Source organism: Escherichia sp. E4702, assembly GCF_963883545.1.
In the GTDB taxonomy this organism is placed as follows: Bacteria; Pseudomonadota; Gammaproteobacteria; order Enterobacterales; family Enterobacteriaceae; genus Escherichia.
Genome location: NZ_CAWORF010000021.1, coordinates 396,186 through 411,415, shown reverse-complemented (window position 1 = coordinate 411,415; position 15,230 = coordinate 396,186). Strand labels below are relative to the sequence as shown.

General features: G+C 52.8%; 9 protein-coding genes and 2 pseudogenes. 6 read left to right on the top strand and 5 right to left on the bottom strand.

Going from position 1 to position 15,230, the window contains the following annotated elements:
• The 4 genes and pseudogenes from AACU94_RS15305 to sbcD all read right to left on the bottom strand — a co-directional run.
• A pseudogene (locus AACU94_RS15305) lies at window positions 1-180 on the bottom strand (IS110 family transposase); the annotation flags it as partial.
• A gap of 251 nt (window positions 181-431) precedes the next feature.
• Complete coding sequence (araJ, locus tag AACU94_RS15300) at window positions 432-1,616, bottom strand: MFS transporter AraJ (RefSeq protein ID WP_135489698.1); 1,185 nt, start codon at window positions 1,614-1,616, stop codon at window positions 432-434.
• A 125-nt stretch (window positions 1,617-1,741) separates the two neighbouring features.
• Window positions 1,742-4,884 (bottom strand): annotated as a pseudogene (gene sbcC, locus AACU94_RS15295) (exonuclease subunit SbcC).
• Window positions 4,881-6,083, bottom strand: a complete 1,203-nt coding sequence (gene sbcD / locus AACU94_RS15290; RefSeq protein WP_130215416.1) for an exonuclease subunit SbcD — start codon at window positions 6,081-6,083, stop codon at window positions 4,881-4,883. The pseudogene sbcC and the gene sbcD overlap by 4 nt, the downstream one beginning before the upstream one ends.
• A gap of 189 nt (window positions 6,084-6,272) precedes the next feature.
• Here sbcD and phoB point away from each other — a divergent pair, with 189 nt between their 5' ends.
• From phoB to malZ, 5 genes are all read left to right on the top strand, one after another.
• Window positions 6,273-6,962 carry a phosphate response regulator transcription factor PhoB gene (phoB, locus tag AACU94_RS15285; protein WP_000113933.1) on the top strand — a complete coding sequence of 230 codons (690 nt, stop codon included), beginning with the start codon at window positions 6,273-6,275 and terminating at the stop codon, window positions 6,960-6,962.
• Between the two features lie 57 nt (window positions 6,963-7,019).
• Entirely contained in the window at window positions 7,020-8,315 is a 1,296-nt protein-coding gene (gene phoR, locus AACU94_RS15280) for a phosphate regulon sensor histidine kinase PhoR (RefSeq protein WP_130206215.1), read from the top strand.
• A 405-nt stretch (window positions 8,316-8,720) separates the two neighbouring features.
• Window positions 8,721-10,040, top strand: coding sequence for a branched-chain amino acid transporter carrier protein BrnQ (brnQ, locus tag AACU94_RS15275; protein ID WP_135403897.1), 1,320 nt, complete (start codon window positions 8,721-8,723; stop codon window positions 10,038-10,040).
• A gap of 75 nt (window positions 10,041-10,115) precedes the next feature.
• Complete coding sequence (gene proY, locus AACU94_RS15270) at window positions 10,116-11,489, top strand: proline-specific permease ProY (protein ID WP_130223251.1); 1,374 nt, start codon at window positions 10,116-10,118, stop codon at window positions 11,487-11,489.
• Window positions 11,490-11,643: 154 nt separating this feature from the next.
• Complete coding sequence (gene malZ, locus AACU94_RS15265; protein WP_135489697.1) at window positions 11,644-13,461, top strand: maltodextrin glucosidase; 1,818 nt, start codon at window positions 11,644-11,646, stop codon at window positions 13,459-13,461.
• 4 nt (window positions 13,462-13,465) lie between these two features.
• Here malZ and acpH read toward each other — a convergent pair whose 3' ends face one another.
• Window positions 13,466-14,047: an ACP phosphodiesterase gene (gene acpH, locus AACU94_RS15260; RefSeq protein WP_130223247.1), complete on the bottom strand. Its 582-nt coding sequence runs from the start codon at window positions 14,045-14,047 to the stop codon at window positions 13,466-13,468.
• Between the two features lie 92 nt (window positions 14,048-14,139).
• Between acpH and queA the strand changes: the two genes are divergently transcribed.
• Complete coding sequence (queA, locus tag AACU94_RS15255; protein ID WP_135489696.1) at window positions 14,140-15,210, top strand: tRNA preQ1(34) S-adenosylmethionine ribosyltransferase-isomerase QueA; 1,071 nt, start codon at window positions 14,140-14,142, stop codon at window positions 15,208-15,210.
• Window positions 15,211-15,230 lie beyond the last annotated feature (20 nt).

The following is a 15,230-nucleotide window of genomic DNA, read 5'->3' as shown; positions in this document are numbered from 1 at the left end:
TTCGATGCAGATATGCGCATGGTCAATCTTGTGACCCTTCAGCCAGCTCACCAGCTCATCGTGCCCTTTAGGGGTGTTAGCGAATTTTTTGGTGCGATGACGGCCATCAGGGCGCAACACATCGACATCCAGTTTCTCTTTAGCGGTGTCGATACCAATATAATGAAGTTCATGTTCCATAGTGAAACCAACCTTGCAAATACGGATTACCGGGAAAACCGGTCCATGATACTGTCCGGTTTATCACTTTGGGAGAAAGGCAGTCCGCTGCATAAATCTACCGCGCAGGTTAGAACCCAAGGCCGGATACGGCATGCGGACTGCAGGCAGAGAAAACTGGCCAATTTTCTCTGCACAGGAGGGATAATACAAGGCCGGATAAGGCGTTCACGCCGCATCCGGCAACAAGTAATGTGCACCGTGACTGCAACCTATCCCAGTGGTTTCGCCAGCACCGGACTCTCCGCTACTTGCTGGCGCTTATAGCGACCATACAGCAGCAATGACGACATCGCAGCAAACGAGAGCAGGGCGGCAGGCAAGGCCACGTAATTATACGCCAGCCCCAGCGTCAGCATCATACCACCGCAATATGCGCCGACGGCGCTACCGAGGTTAAACGCTATTTGCCCACCTGCGGCACCTAATAACTCTCCGCCTTTGGCATTTTGCAGTAATAATATTTGTAGAGGTGCTGAAAGGGCAAATAATCCCGAGCAACAAATAAAAGCAAAAATAAGCGACGTTGTTTTCATACCGCCGAAGAAAAAGAGCATCAGCAGTGCCAGTACAATGATAAAGTCAGTCACTGCTGCAATGCGCAGTGGTGAATAACGTCCTGAAATCCTGCCACTTAGCATATTCCCCAGCACCATCCCTAGCCCAACTAACATCATAATAAAGGTCATCGCCGTTTCCGAAAAACCGGAAATAAACATCATGTATGGCTTTACGTAGCTGAACCAGGCAAACACACCTGCGTTGCCAAACATCGTGGCGGCGAAAATTAACCACGGGGCCGGGCTGCGCAAAAAGTGAAATTGTTCGCGCAGCTTTCCTTTCACCTCGTCGCGAATATCCGGTACCCAAAAATAGACCGATGCCATCACCGCAATATTAAAAACAGCGATCAACAAAAAGGTGTAGCGCCAGCTAAATTCCTGACTTAAATACGTCCCCAGCGGAATGCCCAGCAAATTGGCGACTGTCATCCCGGAAACCATCCCCGCCACGGCGGCGGTGACTTTGCCGGGTTGGATAATTTTCGATAATACGATCGCTCCGACGCCAAAAAATGCACCATGCGGAAAGCCGGAAACCAGGCGACCAATGGCGAGCATCAGGTAAGACGAAGAGAGCGTGAACATGGCGTTGCCAATGACGCACAACGTCACCAGAAACAACAAGATATGTTTGAGTGAGTAGCGACTGGAAAAAAGCGCGATTATCGGCGCACCGACTACCACCCCCAGCGCATAATACGAAATCATATGCCCGGCGGCAGGAATCGAAATCCCCACATTATGCGCCAGCTCCGTGAGCACCCCCATAATGCCAAATTCAGCCATCCCCAGGCCAAATGTGCCGAGTGCCAAAGATAAAATAACTTTTTTCATACCACCATCACAACCAACAGAGCAGCTACGAATCACCGTAGCCAATAAAGTGATAGCTTGCAGGATAACGACCAGCGAGGCCAAGAGATAATTCGCCCCTCTGTATTCATTATCCTGCTGAATAGTTATTTCACCGCAAACGCGCTTTCCAGTTTACTGTAGCCCAGTCCGTTGATCTTCTTCACTTTAATCTGCACCGGAATACGCTCTTTCATCGCTTCAACGTGGCTAATCACCCCGATGGTTTTACCACTGGCGTTCAGGGCATCCAGTGCGTCAAGGGCGGTATCCAGCGTTTCGCTATCCAGCGTGCCGAAACCTTCATCGAGGAACAGCGAGTCAATACGCGTTTTATGGCTGACCAGATCCGAAAGCGCCAGCGCCAGTGCCAGGCTCACGAGGAAACTTTCTCCGCCGGAAAGCGTACGGGTATCGCGTACCGCATCTGCCTGCCAGGTATCAACAACCTCGACCTCCAGCGCCTCGCTGGCTTTGCGCTGTAACAGATAGCGACCGTGCAGCCGGGTAAGTTGCTGGTTAGCCAGATGGACCAGATTGTCCAGCGTCAGCCCCTGAGCGAATTTACGGAATTTATCGCCCTCTTTGGAGCCAATCAGCGAATTAAGATATCCCCAGTCCTCAACCTGCTGCGTCGTCTGTGCAATTTGCTGCATTAAGGTTTGTTGTTGCTGACGGTTGTCTGCATCCTGCTTCAGCTGCTGGCGAATTTCCCCCTGGCGAGTGGTGTTTTCACGCAACTTTTGGTGAGTTTGCGCTAACTCTTGCTGAATCTGTTCCACCGTCGCCGTGAGATCCAGCCCGCCAGGTCGGTGTTGCTGATGCTGTGCCAGCGTTTCAGCTGTCTGAGTGGCCAGCGCTTGTGCCTGACGACGCTGGTTTTCCAGATTCTGTTTCAGCTGCTCCAGCTGAGTTAGCGTCTGCTCATCCATTAACGCCGCAAGAAATGCCTGCTGATCGTCAAAAATGCTGTCCTGTAGCGCGGTGTCAAACTGCGCCTGAACTTTTTGCAGACTTTGCGCTGCCAGAACCTCCTGTTGCTGCAACGTTTGCTGCTGGCTTTGCAACGCGAGGCATTGTTCGTGAACTTGCCGCCAGTTTTCCAGCGCCACAGTTTCTTCGCTGTGCGGGAGTTCATCATTTTGCGGCAACGTTTCCAGAATCGGCGTAAGCTGCTGAATACGGGTTTGCAGCGCGGTTAATTCATTCTGGCGTTGCTGCCAGCTCTGCGCTTCTTGCTGACGTGTCGCCAACCAGCTCTCTTCTTCCTCTTCCTGTGGCAATGTCAGTGCATAACCCGCCAATGCCGTTAAGAGTTGCTGCTGGCGTTGTTCAATTTGCTGTTGATACTGGATAATTTGCTGATTATGCGCGGCAATCTGCCCTTGTAATTCATGCCGTTGGCTGAGTAACCGCAGCTGGCGTTCGTGCTCATCTTGTGCATCTAGCCACGGTTGAATATCGTCCTGTGGCTGCAAGGTGATATTGAGGCTGGCCGTGACGGCTTGCCATTGTTGAGTAAGTGCTTGCTCATCTTGCCGGAGGCTTTGCGCTTCGTTTTCATCACGCTGAAGCTGCTTCGTTAATGCATCCAGTTGCCCGCGCAGCGCCGCGCCTTCTTCGCCGAGCTTTTTCACTTCGTTTTCCAGCGTTAATAGCCGGGCCTGATTACGCCCGGTTCCAGCGCCTGATACGCCTCGACCGCCGGGTGGCTGGTGGAACCACAAAGTGGGCAAGGCTGACCCGCCTGTAACTGTGCACGTTGAGCTTCCAGCGTTTTGATGCGCGCTTCCTGCTCGCAAATGGTTTTCACATCGGCAAGTTGTTGCGTTTTTTCTTTATAACGCTGGCGCATTTCGTTAAGTGCGGCGTTACGTTGCGTCTGTTCTTGCGTGACATTCTGGATAGCGACCTGTAATTGCGCCAGGCGTTTTTGTTGGGGAACAATCTGCCCATGCAGCGCGACCAGGCGTTGACGCAGTGGGCGTTGCTCAGCATGTTGCGCCTGGGCGCTAGCAACTTCATCGGCAGTTAACGTCAACGTGATTGCCGCAAGCGCATTAAGTTTTTGCTCAGAATGGGTTAACTGTTGCTGCCATTGCCGCAGATGCTCGCGATCGCTGGTTTGTTGGGAGAACTGCGCACGCCAACCTGCCAGTTCGTTGTTCCACTGACGGAAGCGGTCGTGTTCCTGTAACCAGGCATTCAGGCTTTGTTGCTGCTGCTGTAATTCTGCTGACTGCTTCGCCGCGTGGTAGCGAATGCTCGCGCGAAGCGCCATTGTGCTCTGTAAGCGAGTATTTACTTCTTCAATCTGCTGGCGAGTATGCGTTAGCGCTGCGCTGTGTTCTGCGATGCGTTCCCAGTGCGGACGAAGATTTCGTGCCGGTTGTGCCAGGCTGAGCGCCGCCAGTTGCGGTTGCGCTTTTTCTTCTTCGGCTAACGCCTGTTGCAAGGCCTGCTGACGGCGGCTGGCTTCTTGCTGCAATTCGTCCAGACGCGTTAACCAGTTTAGCGATTGTTGTTCTTGCTGCTGCGCAGTGAGTAACCGTTTCTCTTCGTCAGTGAGTACCTGCAAACTTTCTGTCAGCGATTGCAGCTGTTCTGGCGCTAATAACGCAACGCCGCTGGCCTGCGCTTGCAGTTTCTCCAGCTCAGTACGGGCCGATTTATGCTGTTCAAAAACCATCGCAGAGATTTGCCCGTAGATTTCGGTGCCGGTTAACTCCTCGAGCAATTCCGCGCGTTCTTTCGGTTTCGCATTGAGGAAGGCAGCAAATTGCCCTTGTGAAAGCAGCATCGAACGGGTGAAGCGCCCGTAATCCAGTCCGGTTAACGTCGCCGTCAGTTCCAGCTTATCTTTCACTTTGTCGGCGAGAATTTTGCCGTCTGCGCAGCGCGCCAGCTCTACGCGTGGCACCTGCAAATTACCGTCCGGCTGGTTACGCGCCCGATTCTGGCTCCAGAACGCGCGATACGCTTCACCTTTCACTTCAAATTCCACTTCCGCCAGACATTCGGCGGTATCGCGGGTCATGAGATCATTTTGTGATTGCGAAACGTTAGAGAGGCGCGGGGTTTCGTGATACAGCGCCAGACAAATGGCGTCCAGCAGGGTGGTTTTCCCCGCACCGGTTGGGCCGGTAATGGCAAACAGCCCGTTGCTGGCGAACGGCTCGCGGGTGAAATCAATCTTCCATTCGCCTTTTAATGAGTTCAGGTTTTTCAGGCGCAGGCTGAGAATTTTCATGCTTCGTGTTCTCCGGCGAGGGTCTGCAACGTCGTGGCGAAAAGATTCTGTAGACGTTGCTGCTGCGATTCATCCAGTTCTTCCAGTGCCAGACGGCGATTGAACACCTCTTCGACGCTGAGTTCGCTGAGGGTTTCACGCTGTTGGCTGGCTAACACACGCTCGCGCTGTTCACGACTCCGGCGCACCAGCAATACTTCAACTGGCAATGATTCGGTTAATGCCTGGATTTTGCGCTGAATATCATGCAGATACTCATCGGTAGTGATTTCGATATCCAGCCAGACAGGTGGCTCCTGTGATACATCGCGCCATTGTTCAAGCTGTTCGGTAATCGACGCCAGATCGCCTTTCAGTACCGCCATCGGTTGCGTTATCGGCACGTTCAGGTTTTCCACGCTCTCTAATTTGCCGTTTGAAAATGTCACCAGATGGACATATTTACTCTTACCGCATTCATCAAAACTCAGTGGAATGGGGGAACCGCAATAGCGAACATGTTCCATGCCGCCAATGAGCTGCGCGCGGTGAATATGCCCGAGCGCGATGTAGTCGGCTGGCGGAAAGTTTTGTGCCGGAAACGCGTCCAGCGTGCCAATATAAATGTCACGCACGGCGTCACTTTTACTGGCACCCACGGTCGTTAAATGTCCCGTGGCGATGATGGGCAGAGGCTGATCGCCGCGCAGTTTGCAGGCATCGGCATAGTGTTGTTGATAATAATCAGTAATAGCCGCCAGCAAATGCTGCTGTTTTTCAATACCGTTTAGCCCCGCCTGGCTGGTAATAATGTCACGCGGGCGTAAAAAAGGAATGGGGCACAGCACTGCGCCTGGCGTCCCGTCGCGATGAGGCAAGATTTGCGGCGCATGTCCGGCGCTGGCGACCACGGTAGTATTGAGGAACGCCATGATATCGCGCGATTCATTCAGCGTGGCGACCGAATCATGGTTTCCTGCCAGTACCACCAGATGACAGCCCGTTTGTTGTAAATTGACAACAAAACGGTTGTATAAAGTACGGGCGTAACTGGGCGGCGAACCGGTATCGAAAACATCACCGGCAACAATAATCGCATCCACCTGATGGGTTTGTGCTGTCTCCAGCAGCCAGTCAAGAAAAGCCTGATGCTCAGCTTCGCGGCTTTTACTGTAGAAGTTCTGGCCGAGATGCCAGTCTGAAGTGTGAAGGATGCGCATAACGATTCTCTGGCGAAAAAGCATGGGCGCGATTATACCCAAACAGGTGCGCTATTTGCTTTTTTCTGCACCACAGAAATCAATAACCTGAAGATATGTGCGACGAGCTTTTCATAAATCTGTCATAAATCTGACGCATAATGACGTCGCATTAATGATCGCAATCTATTTATTACAACAGGGCAAATCATGGCGAGACGTATTCTGGTCGTAGAAGATGAAGCTCCAATTCGCGAAATGGTCTGCTTCGTGCTCGAGCAAAATGGCTTCCAGCCGGTCGAAGCGGAAGATTATGACAGTGCTGTGAACCAACTGAATGAACCCTGGCCGGATTTAATTCTCCTCGACTGGATGTTACCCGGCGGCTCCGGTATCCAGTTCATCAAACACCTCAAGCGTGAGTCGATGACCCGTGATATTCCGGTTGTGATGTTGACCGCCAGAGGGGAAGAAGAAGATCGCGTGCGCGGCCTTGAAACCGGTGCGGATGACTATATCACCAAGCCGTTTTCGCCGAAGGAGCTGGTGGCGCGAATCAAAGCGGTAATGCGCCGTATATCGCCGATGGCGGTGGAAGAGGTGATTGAGATGCAGGGGCTAAGTCTCGACCCGACATCTCACCGGGTGATGGCGGGCGAAGAACCGCTGGAGATGGGGCCAACTGAATTTAAACTGCTGCACTTTTTTATGACGCATCCCGAGCGCGTGTACAGTCGCGAGCAACTGTTAAATCACGTCTGGGGAACCAACGTATATGTGGAAGACCGCACGGTCGATGTCCACATTCGCCGCCTGCGTAAAGCACTGGAGCCCGGCGGGCATGACCGCATGGTGCAGACCGTGCGCGGTACAGGATATCGTTTTTCAACCCGCTTTTAACGCCTTGCTCATCGGACGCAGAGCAGGGCTTATGATTTCTTAACTGGAGTATCTTACGTGCTGGAACGGCTGTCGTGGAAAAGGCTGGTGCTGGAGCTGCTACTTTGCTGCCTCCCGGCTTTCATCCTGGGTGCATTTTTTGGTTACCTGCCCTGGTTTTTGCTGGCATCGGTAACAGGACTGCTTATCTGGCATTTCTGGAATTTATTGCGCCTTTCATGGTGGCTGTGGGTGGATCGCAGTATGACCCCGCCACCGGGGCGTGGTAGCTGGGAACCGCTGCTGTACGGTTTACACCAGATGCAACTGCGTAATAAAAAACGCCGCCGCGAGCTGGGTAATCTTATCAAACGCTTTCGTAGCGGTGCGGAGTCGCTACCCGATGCGGTGGTGCTGACCACGGAAGAGGGCGGTATTTTCTGGTGTAATGGTCTGGCGCAACAAATTCTAGGTCTGCGCTGGCCAGAAGATAACGGGCAGAACATCCTTAACCTGCTGCGTTATCCGGAGTTTACGCAATATCTGAAAACGCGTGATTTTTCTCGCCCGCTCAATCTGGTGCTCAACACCGGGCGGCATCTGGAAATTCGCGTCATGCCTTATACCCATAAACAGCTGCTGATGGTGGCGCGAGATGTCACGCAAATGCATCAACTGGAAGGGGCGCGGCGCAACTTTTTCGCCAACGTAAGCCATGAGTTACGTACGCCATTGACCGTGTTACAAGGCTACCTGGAGATGATGGATGAGCAACCACTGGAGGGGGCTGTACGTGAAAAAGCGTTGCACACCATGCGCGAGCAGACTCAGCGGATGGAAGGGCTGGTGAAGCAGTTACTGACCTTGTCGAAAATTGAAGCCGCGCCGACGCAGTTGCTGAATGAGAAGGTTGATGTGCCGATGATGCTGCGCGTCGTTGAGCGTGAAGCTCAGACGCTGAGCCAGCAAAAACAGACATTTACCTTTGAGATTGATAACGGCCTCAAAGTGTCTGGCAGCGAAGACCAGTTACGCAGTGCGATTTCGAATCTGGTCTATAACGCCGTGAATCATACGCCGGAAGGTACCCATATCACCGTACGCTGGCAGCGAGTACCGCACGGTGCCGAATTTAGTGTTGAAGATAATGGACCGGGCATCGCACCGGAGCATATTCCGCGCCTGACCGAGCGTTTTTATCGCGTTGATAAAGCGCGTTCCCGACAAACAGGCGGTAGCGGGTTGGGGTTAGCGATCGTGAAGCATGCGGTAAATCATCATGAAAGCCGGCTCAATATTGAAAGTACGGTGGGCAAAGGTACGCGTTTCAGTTTTGTTCTGCCGGAACGTTTAATTGCCAAAAATAGCGATTAATCCACCTTTGTCATTTTTTGTTGCCATAAGCCAGCCGATGCTGGCTTTTTTTCTTTGCAGTCAAAAAACGGGCGCTGAATTTTACAATGTCTGGTGATTTTTTGTTCGCATGATAAGCCATATCTTTTTCACGGAAATAGTGTTTTATACTGGTTGGTGATTTCTTATCGCTATATACCTCTGGTTTTTAGATCCCTCCTTGCTTTAAAACGTTATAAGCGTTTAAATTGCGCTTCAGGTGCTGTCATACTGACTGCATTCACGCGGTAAATCGAAAAACTATTCTTCGCCGCGCTTGGTTGGGAGTATTTCCCGCTAAAATTGTTTAAATATACCGCTGTATCATCCCCAGGGATTGGCACAAAATTTAACGTTACAACACCACATCCACAGGCAGTATGATTTATGACCCATCAGTTAAGATCGCGCGATATCATCGCTCTGGGCTTTATGACATTTGCGTTGTTCGTTGGCGCAGGTAACATTATTTTCCCTCCTATGGTCGGCTTGCAGGCAGGCGAACACGTCTGGACTGCGGCATTCGGCTTCCTTATTACTGCCGTTGGTCTGCCGGTATTAACGGTAGTGGCGCTGGCGAAAGTTGGCGGCGGCGTCGATAGTCTGAGCACACCAATCGGTAAAGTCGCAGGCGTGCTGCTGGCAACAGTCTGCTACCTGGCGGTAGGGCCGCTGTTTGCAACACCGCGTACGGCAACTGTCTCCTTTGAAGTGGGCATTGCGCCGCTGACGGGTGACTCCGCACTGCCGCTGTTTATCTACAGCCTGGTCTATTTCGCTATCGTTATTCTGGTTTCGCTCTATCCGGGCAAGCTGCTGGATACCGTGGGCAACTTCCTTGCGCCGCTGAAAATTATCGCGCTGGTCATCCTGTCTGTTGCGGCGATTATCTGGCCTGCGGGTTCTATCAGCACGGCGACTGAGGCTTATCAAAACGCTGCGTTTTCTAACGGCTTCGTTAACGGCTATCTGACTATGGATACGCTGGGCGCGATGGTGTTTGGTATCGTTATTGTCAATGCGGCGCGTTCTCGCGGCGTTACCGAAGCGCGTCTGCTGACCCGTTATACCGTCTGGGCTGGCCTGATGGCAGGCGTTGGTTTGACTCTGCTGTACCTGGCGCTGTTCCGTCTGGGTTCAGACAGCGCGTCGCTGGTTGATCAATCCGCGAACGGTGCCGCTATTCTGCATGCTTACGTTCAGCACACCTTTGGCGGCGGCGGTAGCTTCCTGCTGGCGGCGTTAATCTTCATCGCTTGTCTGGTCACGGCGGTTGGTCTGACCTGCGCTTGTGCGGAATTCTTCGCCCAATACATCCCGCTCTCATACCGTACGCTGGTGTTTATCCTCGGCGGCTTCTCGATGGTGGTGTCTAATCTGGGCTTGAGCCAGCTGATTCAGATCTCTGTACCGGTGCTGACTGCCATTTATCCGCCGTGTATCGCACTGGTTGTATTAAGTTTTACACGCTCATGGTGGCATAATTCGTCCCGCGTGATTGCTCCGCCGATGTTTATCAGCCTGCTTTTTGGTATTCTCGACGGGATCAAAGCATCTGCATTCAGCGATATTTTACCGTCCTGGGCGCAGCGTTTACCGCTGGCCGAACAAGGTCTGGCGTGGTTAATGCCAACGGTGGTGATGGTGGTTCTGGCCATTATCTGGGATCGCGCAGCAGGTCGTCAGGTGACCTCCAGCGCCCACTAAATCACTGTAAATTTGTTTTAACCACGGGGCTGCGATGCCCCGTGGTTTTTTATTGTGTTGATGGGTTAGGAATTGATGGAAAGTAAGAACAAGCTAAAGCGTGGGCTAAGTACCCGACACATACGCTTTATGGCACTGGGTTCAGCAATTGGCACCGGGTTGTTTTACGGTTCGGCGGACGCCATCAAAATGGCCGGACCGAGCGTGTTGTTGGCCTATATTATCGGTGGTGTCGCGGCGTATATCATTATGCGTGCGCTGGGAGAAATGTCGGTACATAACCCGGCCGCCAGCTCTTTCTCGCGTTATGCGCAGGAAAACCTTGGCCCGCTGGCAGGTTATATCACCGGCTGGACCTACTGCTTTGAAATCCTTATTGTCGCCATCGCCGATGTCACTGCTTTCGGTATCTATATGGGCGTCTGGTTCCCGACGGTGCCGCACTGGATATGGGTGTTGAGCGTGGTGCTGATTATCTGCGCCATTAACCTGATGAGCGTGAAAGTCTTTGGTGAGCTGGAATTCTGGTTCTCGTTCTTTAAAGTCGCCACCATTATCATCATGATCGTTGCTGGTTTCGGTATCATCATTTGGGGGATTGGCAACGGCGGGCAACCGACCGGTATCCATAACCTGTGGAGCAACGGCGGCTTCTTCAGTAACGGCTGGCTTGGCATGGTGATGTCGTTGCAAATGGTGATGTTTGCCTACGGTGGTATTGAAATTATTGGTATTACCGCTGGTGAAGCTAAAGAGCCGGAGAAGTCTATTCCGCGCGCGATTAATTCAGTGCCGATGCGTATTCTGGTGTTCTATGTTGGTACGCTGTTCGTCATTATGTCTATCTATCCGTGGAATCAGGTAGGTACTGCTGGTAGCCCGTTCGTGCTGACGTTCCAGCATTTGGGGATTACCTTTGCCGCCAGCATTCTTAACTTCGTTGTGCTGACTGCTTCGCTGTCGGCAATTAACAGCGATGTGTTTGGTGTAGGCCGTATGCTGCACGGCATGGCAGAGCAGGGCAGTGCGCCGAAAATTTTCAGCAAAACGTCGCGTCGCGGTATTCCGTGGGTCACGGTGCTGGTCATGACTACCGCGCTGCTGTTTGCTGTGTATCTGAACTACATCATGCCGGAAAACGTCTTCCTGGTGATTGCCTCGCTGGCGACCTTCGCTACCGTGTGGGTGTGGATTATGATCCTGCTGTCGCAGATTGCCTTCCGTCGCCGCCTGCCACCAGAAGAAGTTAAAGCGTTGAAATTTAAAGTTCCTGGCGGGGTGGCAACGACCATCACGGGGCTGGTTTTCCTGGTCTTTATCATCGGACTGATTGGTTATCACCCTGAAACGCGTATCTCTCTGTACGTTGGTTTTGCGTGGATTGTGGTGCTGTTGATTGGCTGGATGTTTAAACGCCGCCACGATCGTCAGTTGGCAGAAAACCACTAATTCCTGCCTTTTGTCGCCGGATCAGGAGCAAAACCTGATCCGGCTATTCCGAAAATTATCCGCCCCCGTCCTCCTCCCCCAAATATCCTTCAGATGATGATTGATCCTGCATTAGGCTATGGCAAGGTGAACACATTTTAATCGCAGGGGAATTATGATGTTGAATGCATGGCACCTGCCGGTGTCCCCGTTTGTTAAACAAAGCAAAGATCAACTGCTCATTACACTGTGGCTGACGGGCGAAGAGCCGCCACAGCGCATTATGTTGCGCATGGAAAACGATAACGAAGAAACATCAATACCGATGCATAAACAGCGCAGCCAGCCGCAGCCTGGTGTGACGGCGTGGCGGGGAGCGCTCTCTCTCGTCACCGGGCAACCACGGCGGCGCTACAGTTTCAAATTGCTGTGGCACGATCGCCAGCGTTGGTTTACGCCGCAAGGTTTCAGCCCAATACCACCAGCACGGCTGGAACAGTTTGCCGTCGATGTGCCGGATATCGGACCACAATGGGCGGCGGATCAGATTTTTTATCAGATCTTCCCGGATCGTTTTGCCCGGAGTCTGCCTCGTAATGCCGATCAGGATCATGTCTATTATCATCACGCCGCCGGGCGGGAAATCATATTGCGTGACTGGGATGAACCGGTCACGGCACAGGCGGGCGGATCAACGTTCTATGGCGGCGATCTGGACGGGATAAGCGAAAAACTGCCGTACCTGAAAAAGCTCGGCGTGACGGCGCTGTATCTTAATCCGGTGTTTAAAGCACCCAGCGTGCATAAATACGATACCGAAGATTATCGCCACGTCGATCCGCAGTTTGGCGGCGACGGGGCGTTGCTGCGTTTGAGACACAACACGCAGCAGCAAGGAATGCGCCTGATGCTGGACGGCGTGTTTAACCACAGTGGCGATTCTCATGCCTGGTTTGACAGGCACAATCGCGGGACGGGCGGCGCTTGCCATAACCCCGAATCGCCCTGGCGCGACTGGTACTCGTTTCGCGATGACGGCACGGCGCTCGATTGGCTGGGCTATGCCAGCCTGCCAAAACTGGATTATCAGTCGGAAAGTCTGGTGAATGAAATTTATCGCGGTGAAGACAGCATTGTCCGTCACTGGCTGAAAGCGCCGTGGAATATGGACGGCTGGCGGCTGGATGTGGTGCATATGCTGGGGGAAGCGGGCGGGGCGTGCAATAATTTGCAGCATGTCGCCGGCATCACTGAGGCGGCGAAAGAAACCCAGCCAGAAGCGTACATTGTCGGTGAATATTTTGGCGATGCGCGGCAATGGTTACAGGCCGATGTGGAAGATGCATCGATGAACTATCGCGGCTTTACTTTTCCGCTGTGGGGCTTTCTCGCTAATACCGATGTCTCTTACGATCCGCAGCAGATTAACGCTCAAATCTGTATGACCTGGATGGACAATTACCGTGCCGGGCTTTCTCATCAACAGCAACTGCGTATGTTTAACCAGCTCGATAGTCACGATACCGCGCGATTTAAAACGTTACTCGGACGGGATGTTGCGCGTCTGCCACTGGCGGTCGTCTGGCTGTTCACCTGGCCTGGTGTGCCGTGTATTTATTACGGCGATGAAGTGGGGTTGGACGGCAATAACGATCCATTTTGTCGTAAACCGTTTCCCTGGGACCCGGAAAAACAAGATACGGAGCTATTCGCGCTGTACCAGCGAATGATTGCGCTGCGTAAGAAGAGCCTGGCATTGCGTCGTGGCGGCTGTCAGGTGTTGTATGCGGAAGATAACGTGGTGGTGTTTGTGCGTGTGCTCAATCAGCAGCGTGTGCTAGTGGCAATCAACCGTGGTGAAGCGTGTGAAGTGGTGCTACCCGCATCGCCGTTGCTTAATGTCGCGCAATGGCAATGCAAAGAAGGGAACGGACAACGGGTAGATGGGATCCTGGCGTTGCCCGCGATATCAGCCACGGTGTGGATGAATTAATACCCTACAACGCTTTGCGTGACGCCTGCTCCATCATCCGCGGATAAAATTGCCAGAAGCGGGTTTCAAGGGCGTCGTAATGGGTGTCTAAATCGTACCAGGAGTCACGCAGAGCATCCAGACGTGGGCGACGGCTTGCCATGCCGTTTAACACGCTCTGGATGAAATCCATATCGCGATAGCGCACCAGCCATTGCTCTGACCATAAGTAATTATTCAGATTGATAAAGCGCGGCGGTGAGTCTGGCAAAATCGTCATCACTTGCTCGCGGGCATAACAGACAAATTCCTGTAGCGGAAAGTCGGGCGACAACTGCGACCAGTGGCGGGACAGAAAGTGATCCCACATCACATCCAGCGTAATAGGCGCAACGCGGCGAGTTTCGTTGCGAAACCACTCCCGCGCTTCGCGGACTTCCGGCAGATTGTCGGTTAACACATCGATACGCCGATGCATATGAATACCTGCAACCACGTCGGGCGGAAAACTTTCGTCAGGATTTCCGCGAACAAAATCAGCCAGTAAGTTGCCGGAAAGCGAACTTTCAGCGAGATGGGCTAAATGCAGGTGAGCTAAAAAATTCATCGATTATATTCTATCCAAAGGGGGGTAAAGGTTGCAGGGAGAGCGCCCCGGCACTAGACTACCCGCCTCTTATTTTAGTCTGAGTCAGTGTCATGCGCGTTACCGATTTCTCCTTTGAATTGCCCGAATCCCTGATTGCCCACTATCCCATGCCTGAACGCAGTAGCTGTCGTTTACTGTCGCTGGACGGGCCGACGGGCGCGCTGACGCACGGTACTTTCACCGATTTACTCGATAAGCTCAACCCCGGCGATCTTCTGGTTTTTAACAATACCCGCGTGATCCCGGCGCGTCTGTTTGGGCGAAAATCCAGCGGCGGTAAAATTGAAGTGCTGGTTGAGCGGATGCTCGACGACAAACGCATTCTCGCGCATATTCGCGCCTCGAAAGCGCCAAAACCGGGCGCTGAACTGCTGCTGGGCGATGACGAAAGCATCAAAGCAACAATGACCGCTCGTCATGGCGCGCTGTTTGAAGTCGATTTTAACGATGAGCGCTCGGTGCTGGATATTCTCAACAGCATCGGCCATATGCCACTGCCGCCGTACATCGACCGTCCGGACGAAGATGCAGACCGCGAACTTTATCAAACGGTTTATAGCGAAAAACCAGGCGCGGTAGCAGCACCGACCGCCGGACTGCACTTTGACGAACCGCTGCTGGAAAAATTACGCGCCAAAGGCGTGGAGATGGCATTCGTGACCCTGCATGTGGGGGCGGGTACCTTCCAGCCGGTACGCGTCGACACCATTGAAGACCACATCATGCACTCGGAATATGCAGAAGTGCCGCAGGATGTGGTTGACGCAGTGCTGGCTGCGAAAGCACGTGGAAATCGGGTGATTGCGGTTGGCACCACCTCTGTTCGCTCGCTTGAGAGCGCGGCCCAGGCGGCGAAAAACAATCTGATTGAACCGTTTTTCGATGATACACAAATCTTTATCTATCCCGGCTTCCAGTACAAAGTGGTCGATGCGCTGGTGACTAACTTCCATCTGCCGGAGTCAACGCTGATTATGCTGGTTTCCGCATTTGCCGGTTATCAACACACCATGAACGCCTATAAAGCGGCAGTAGAAGAGAAATATCGCTTTTTTAGTTACGGTGATGCGATGTTTATCACGTACAATCCGCAGGCAATTAATGAGCGCGTCGGGGAGTAATTCCGCGGCGCTGGTTTAAA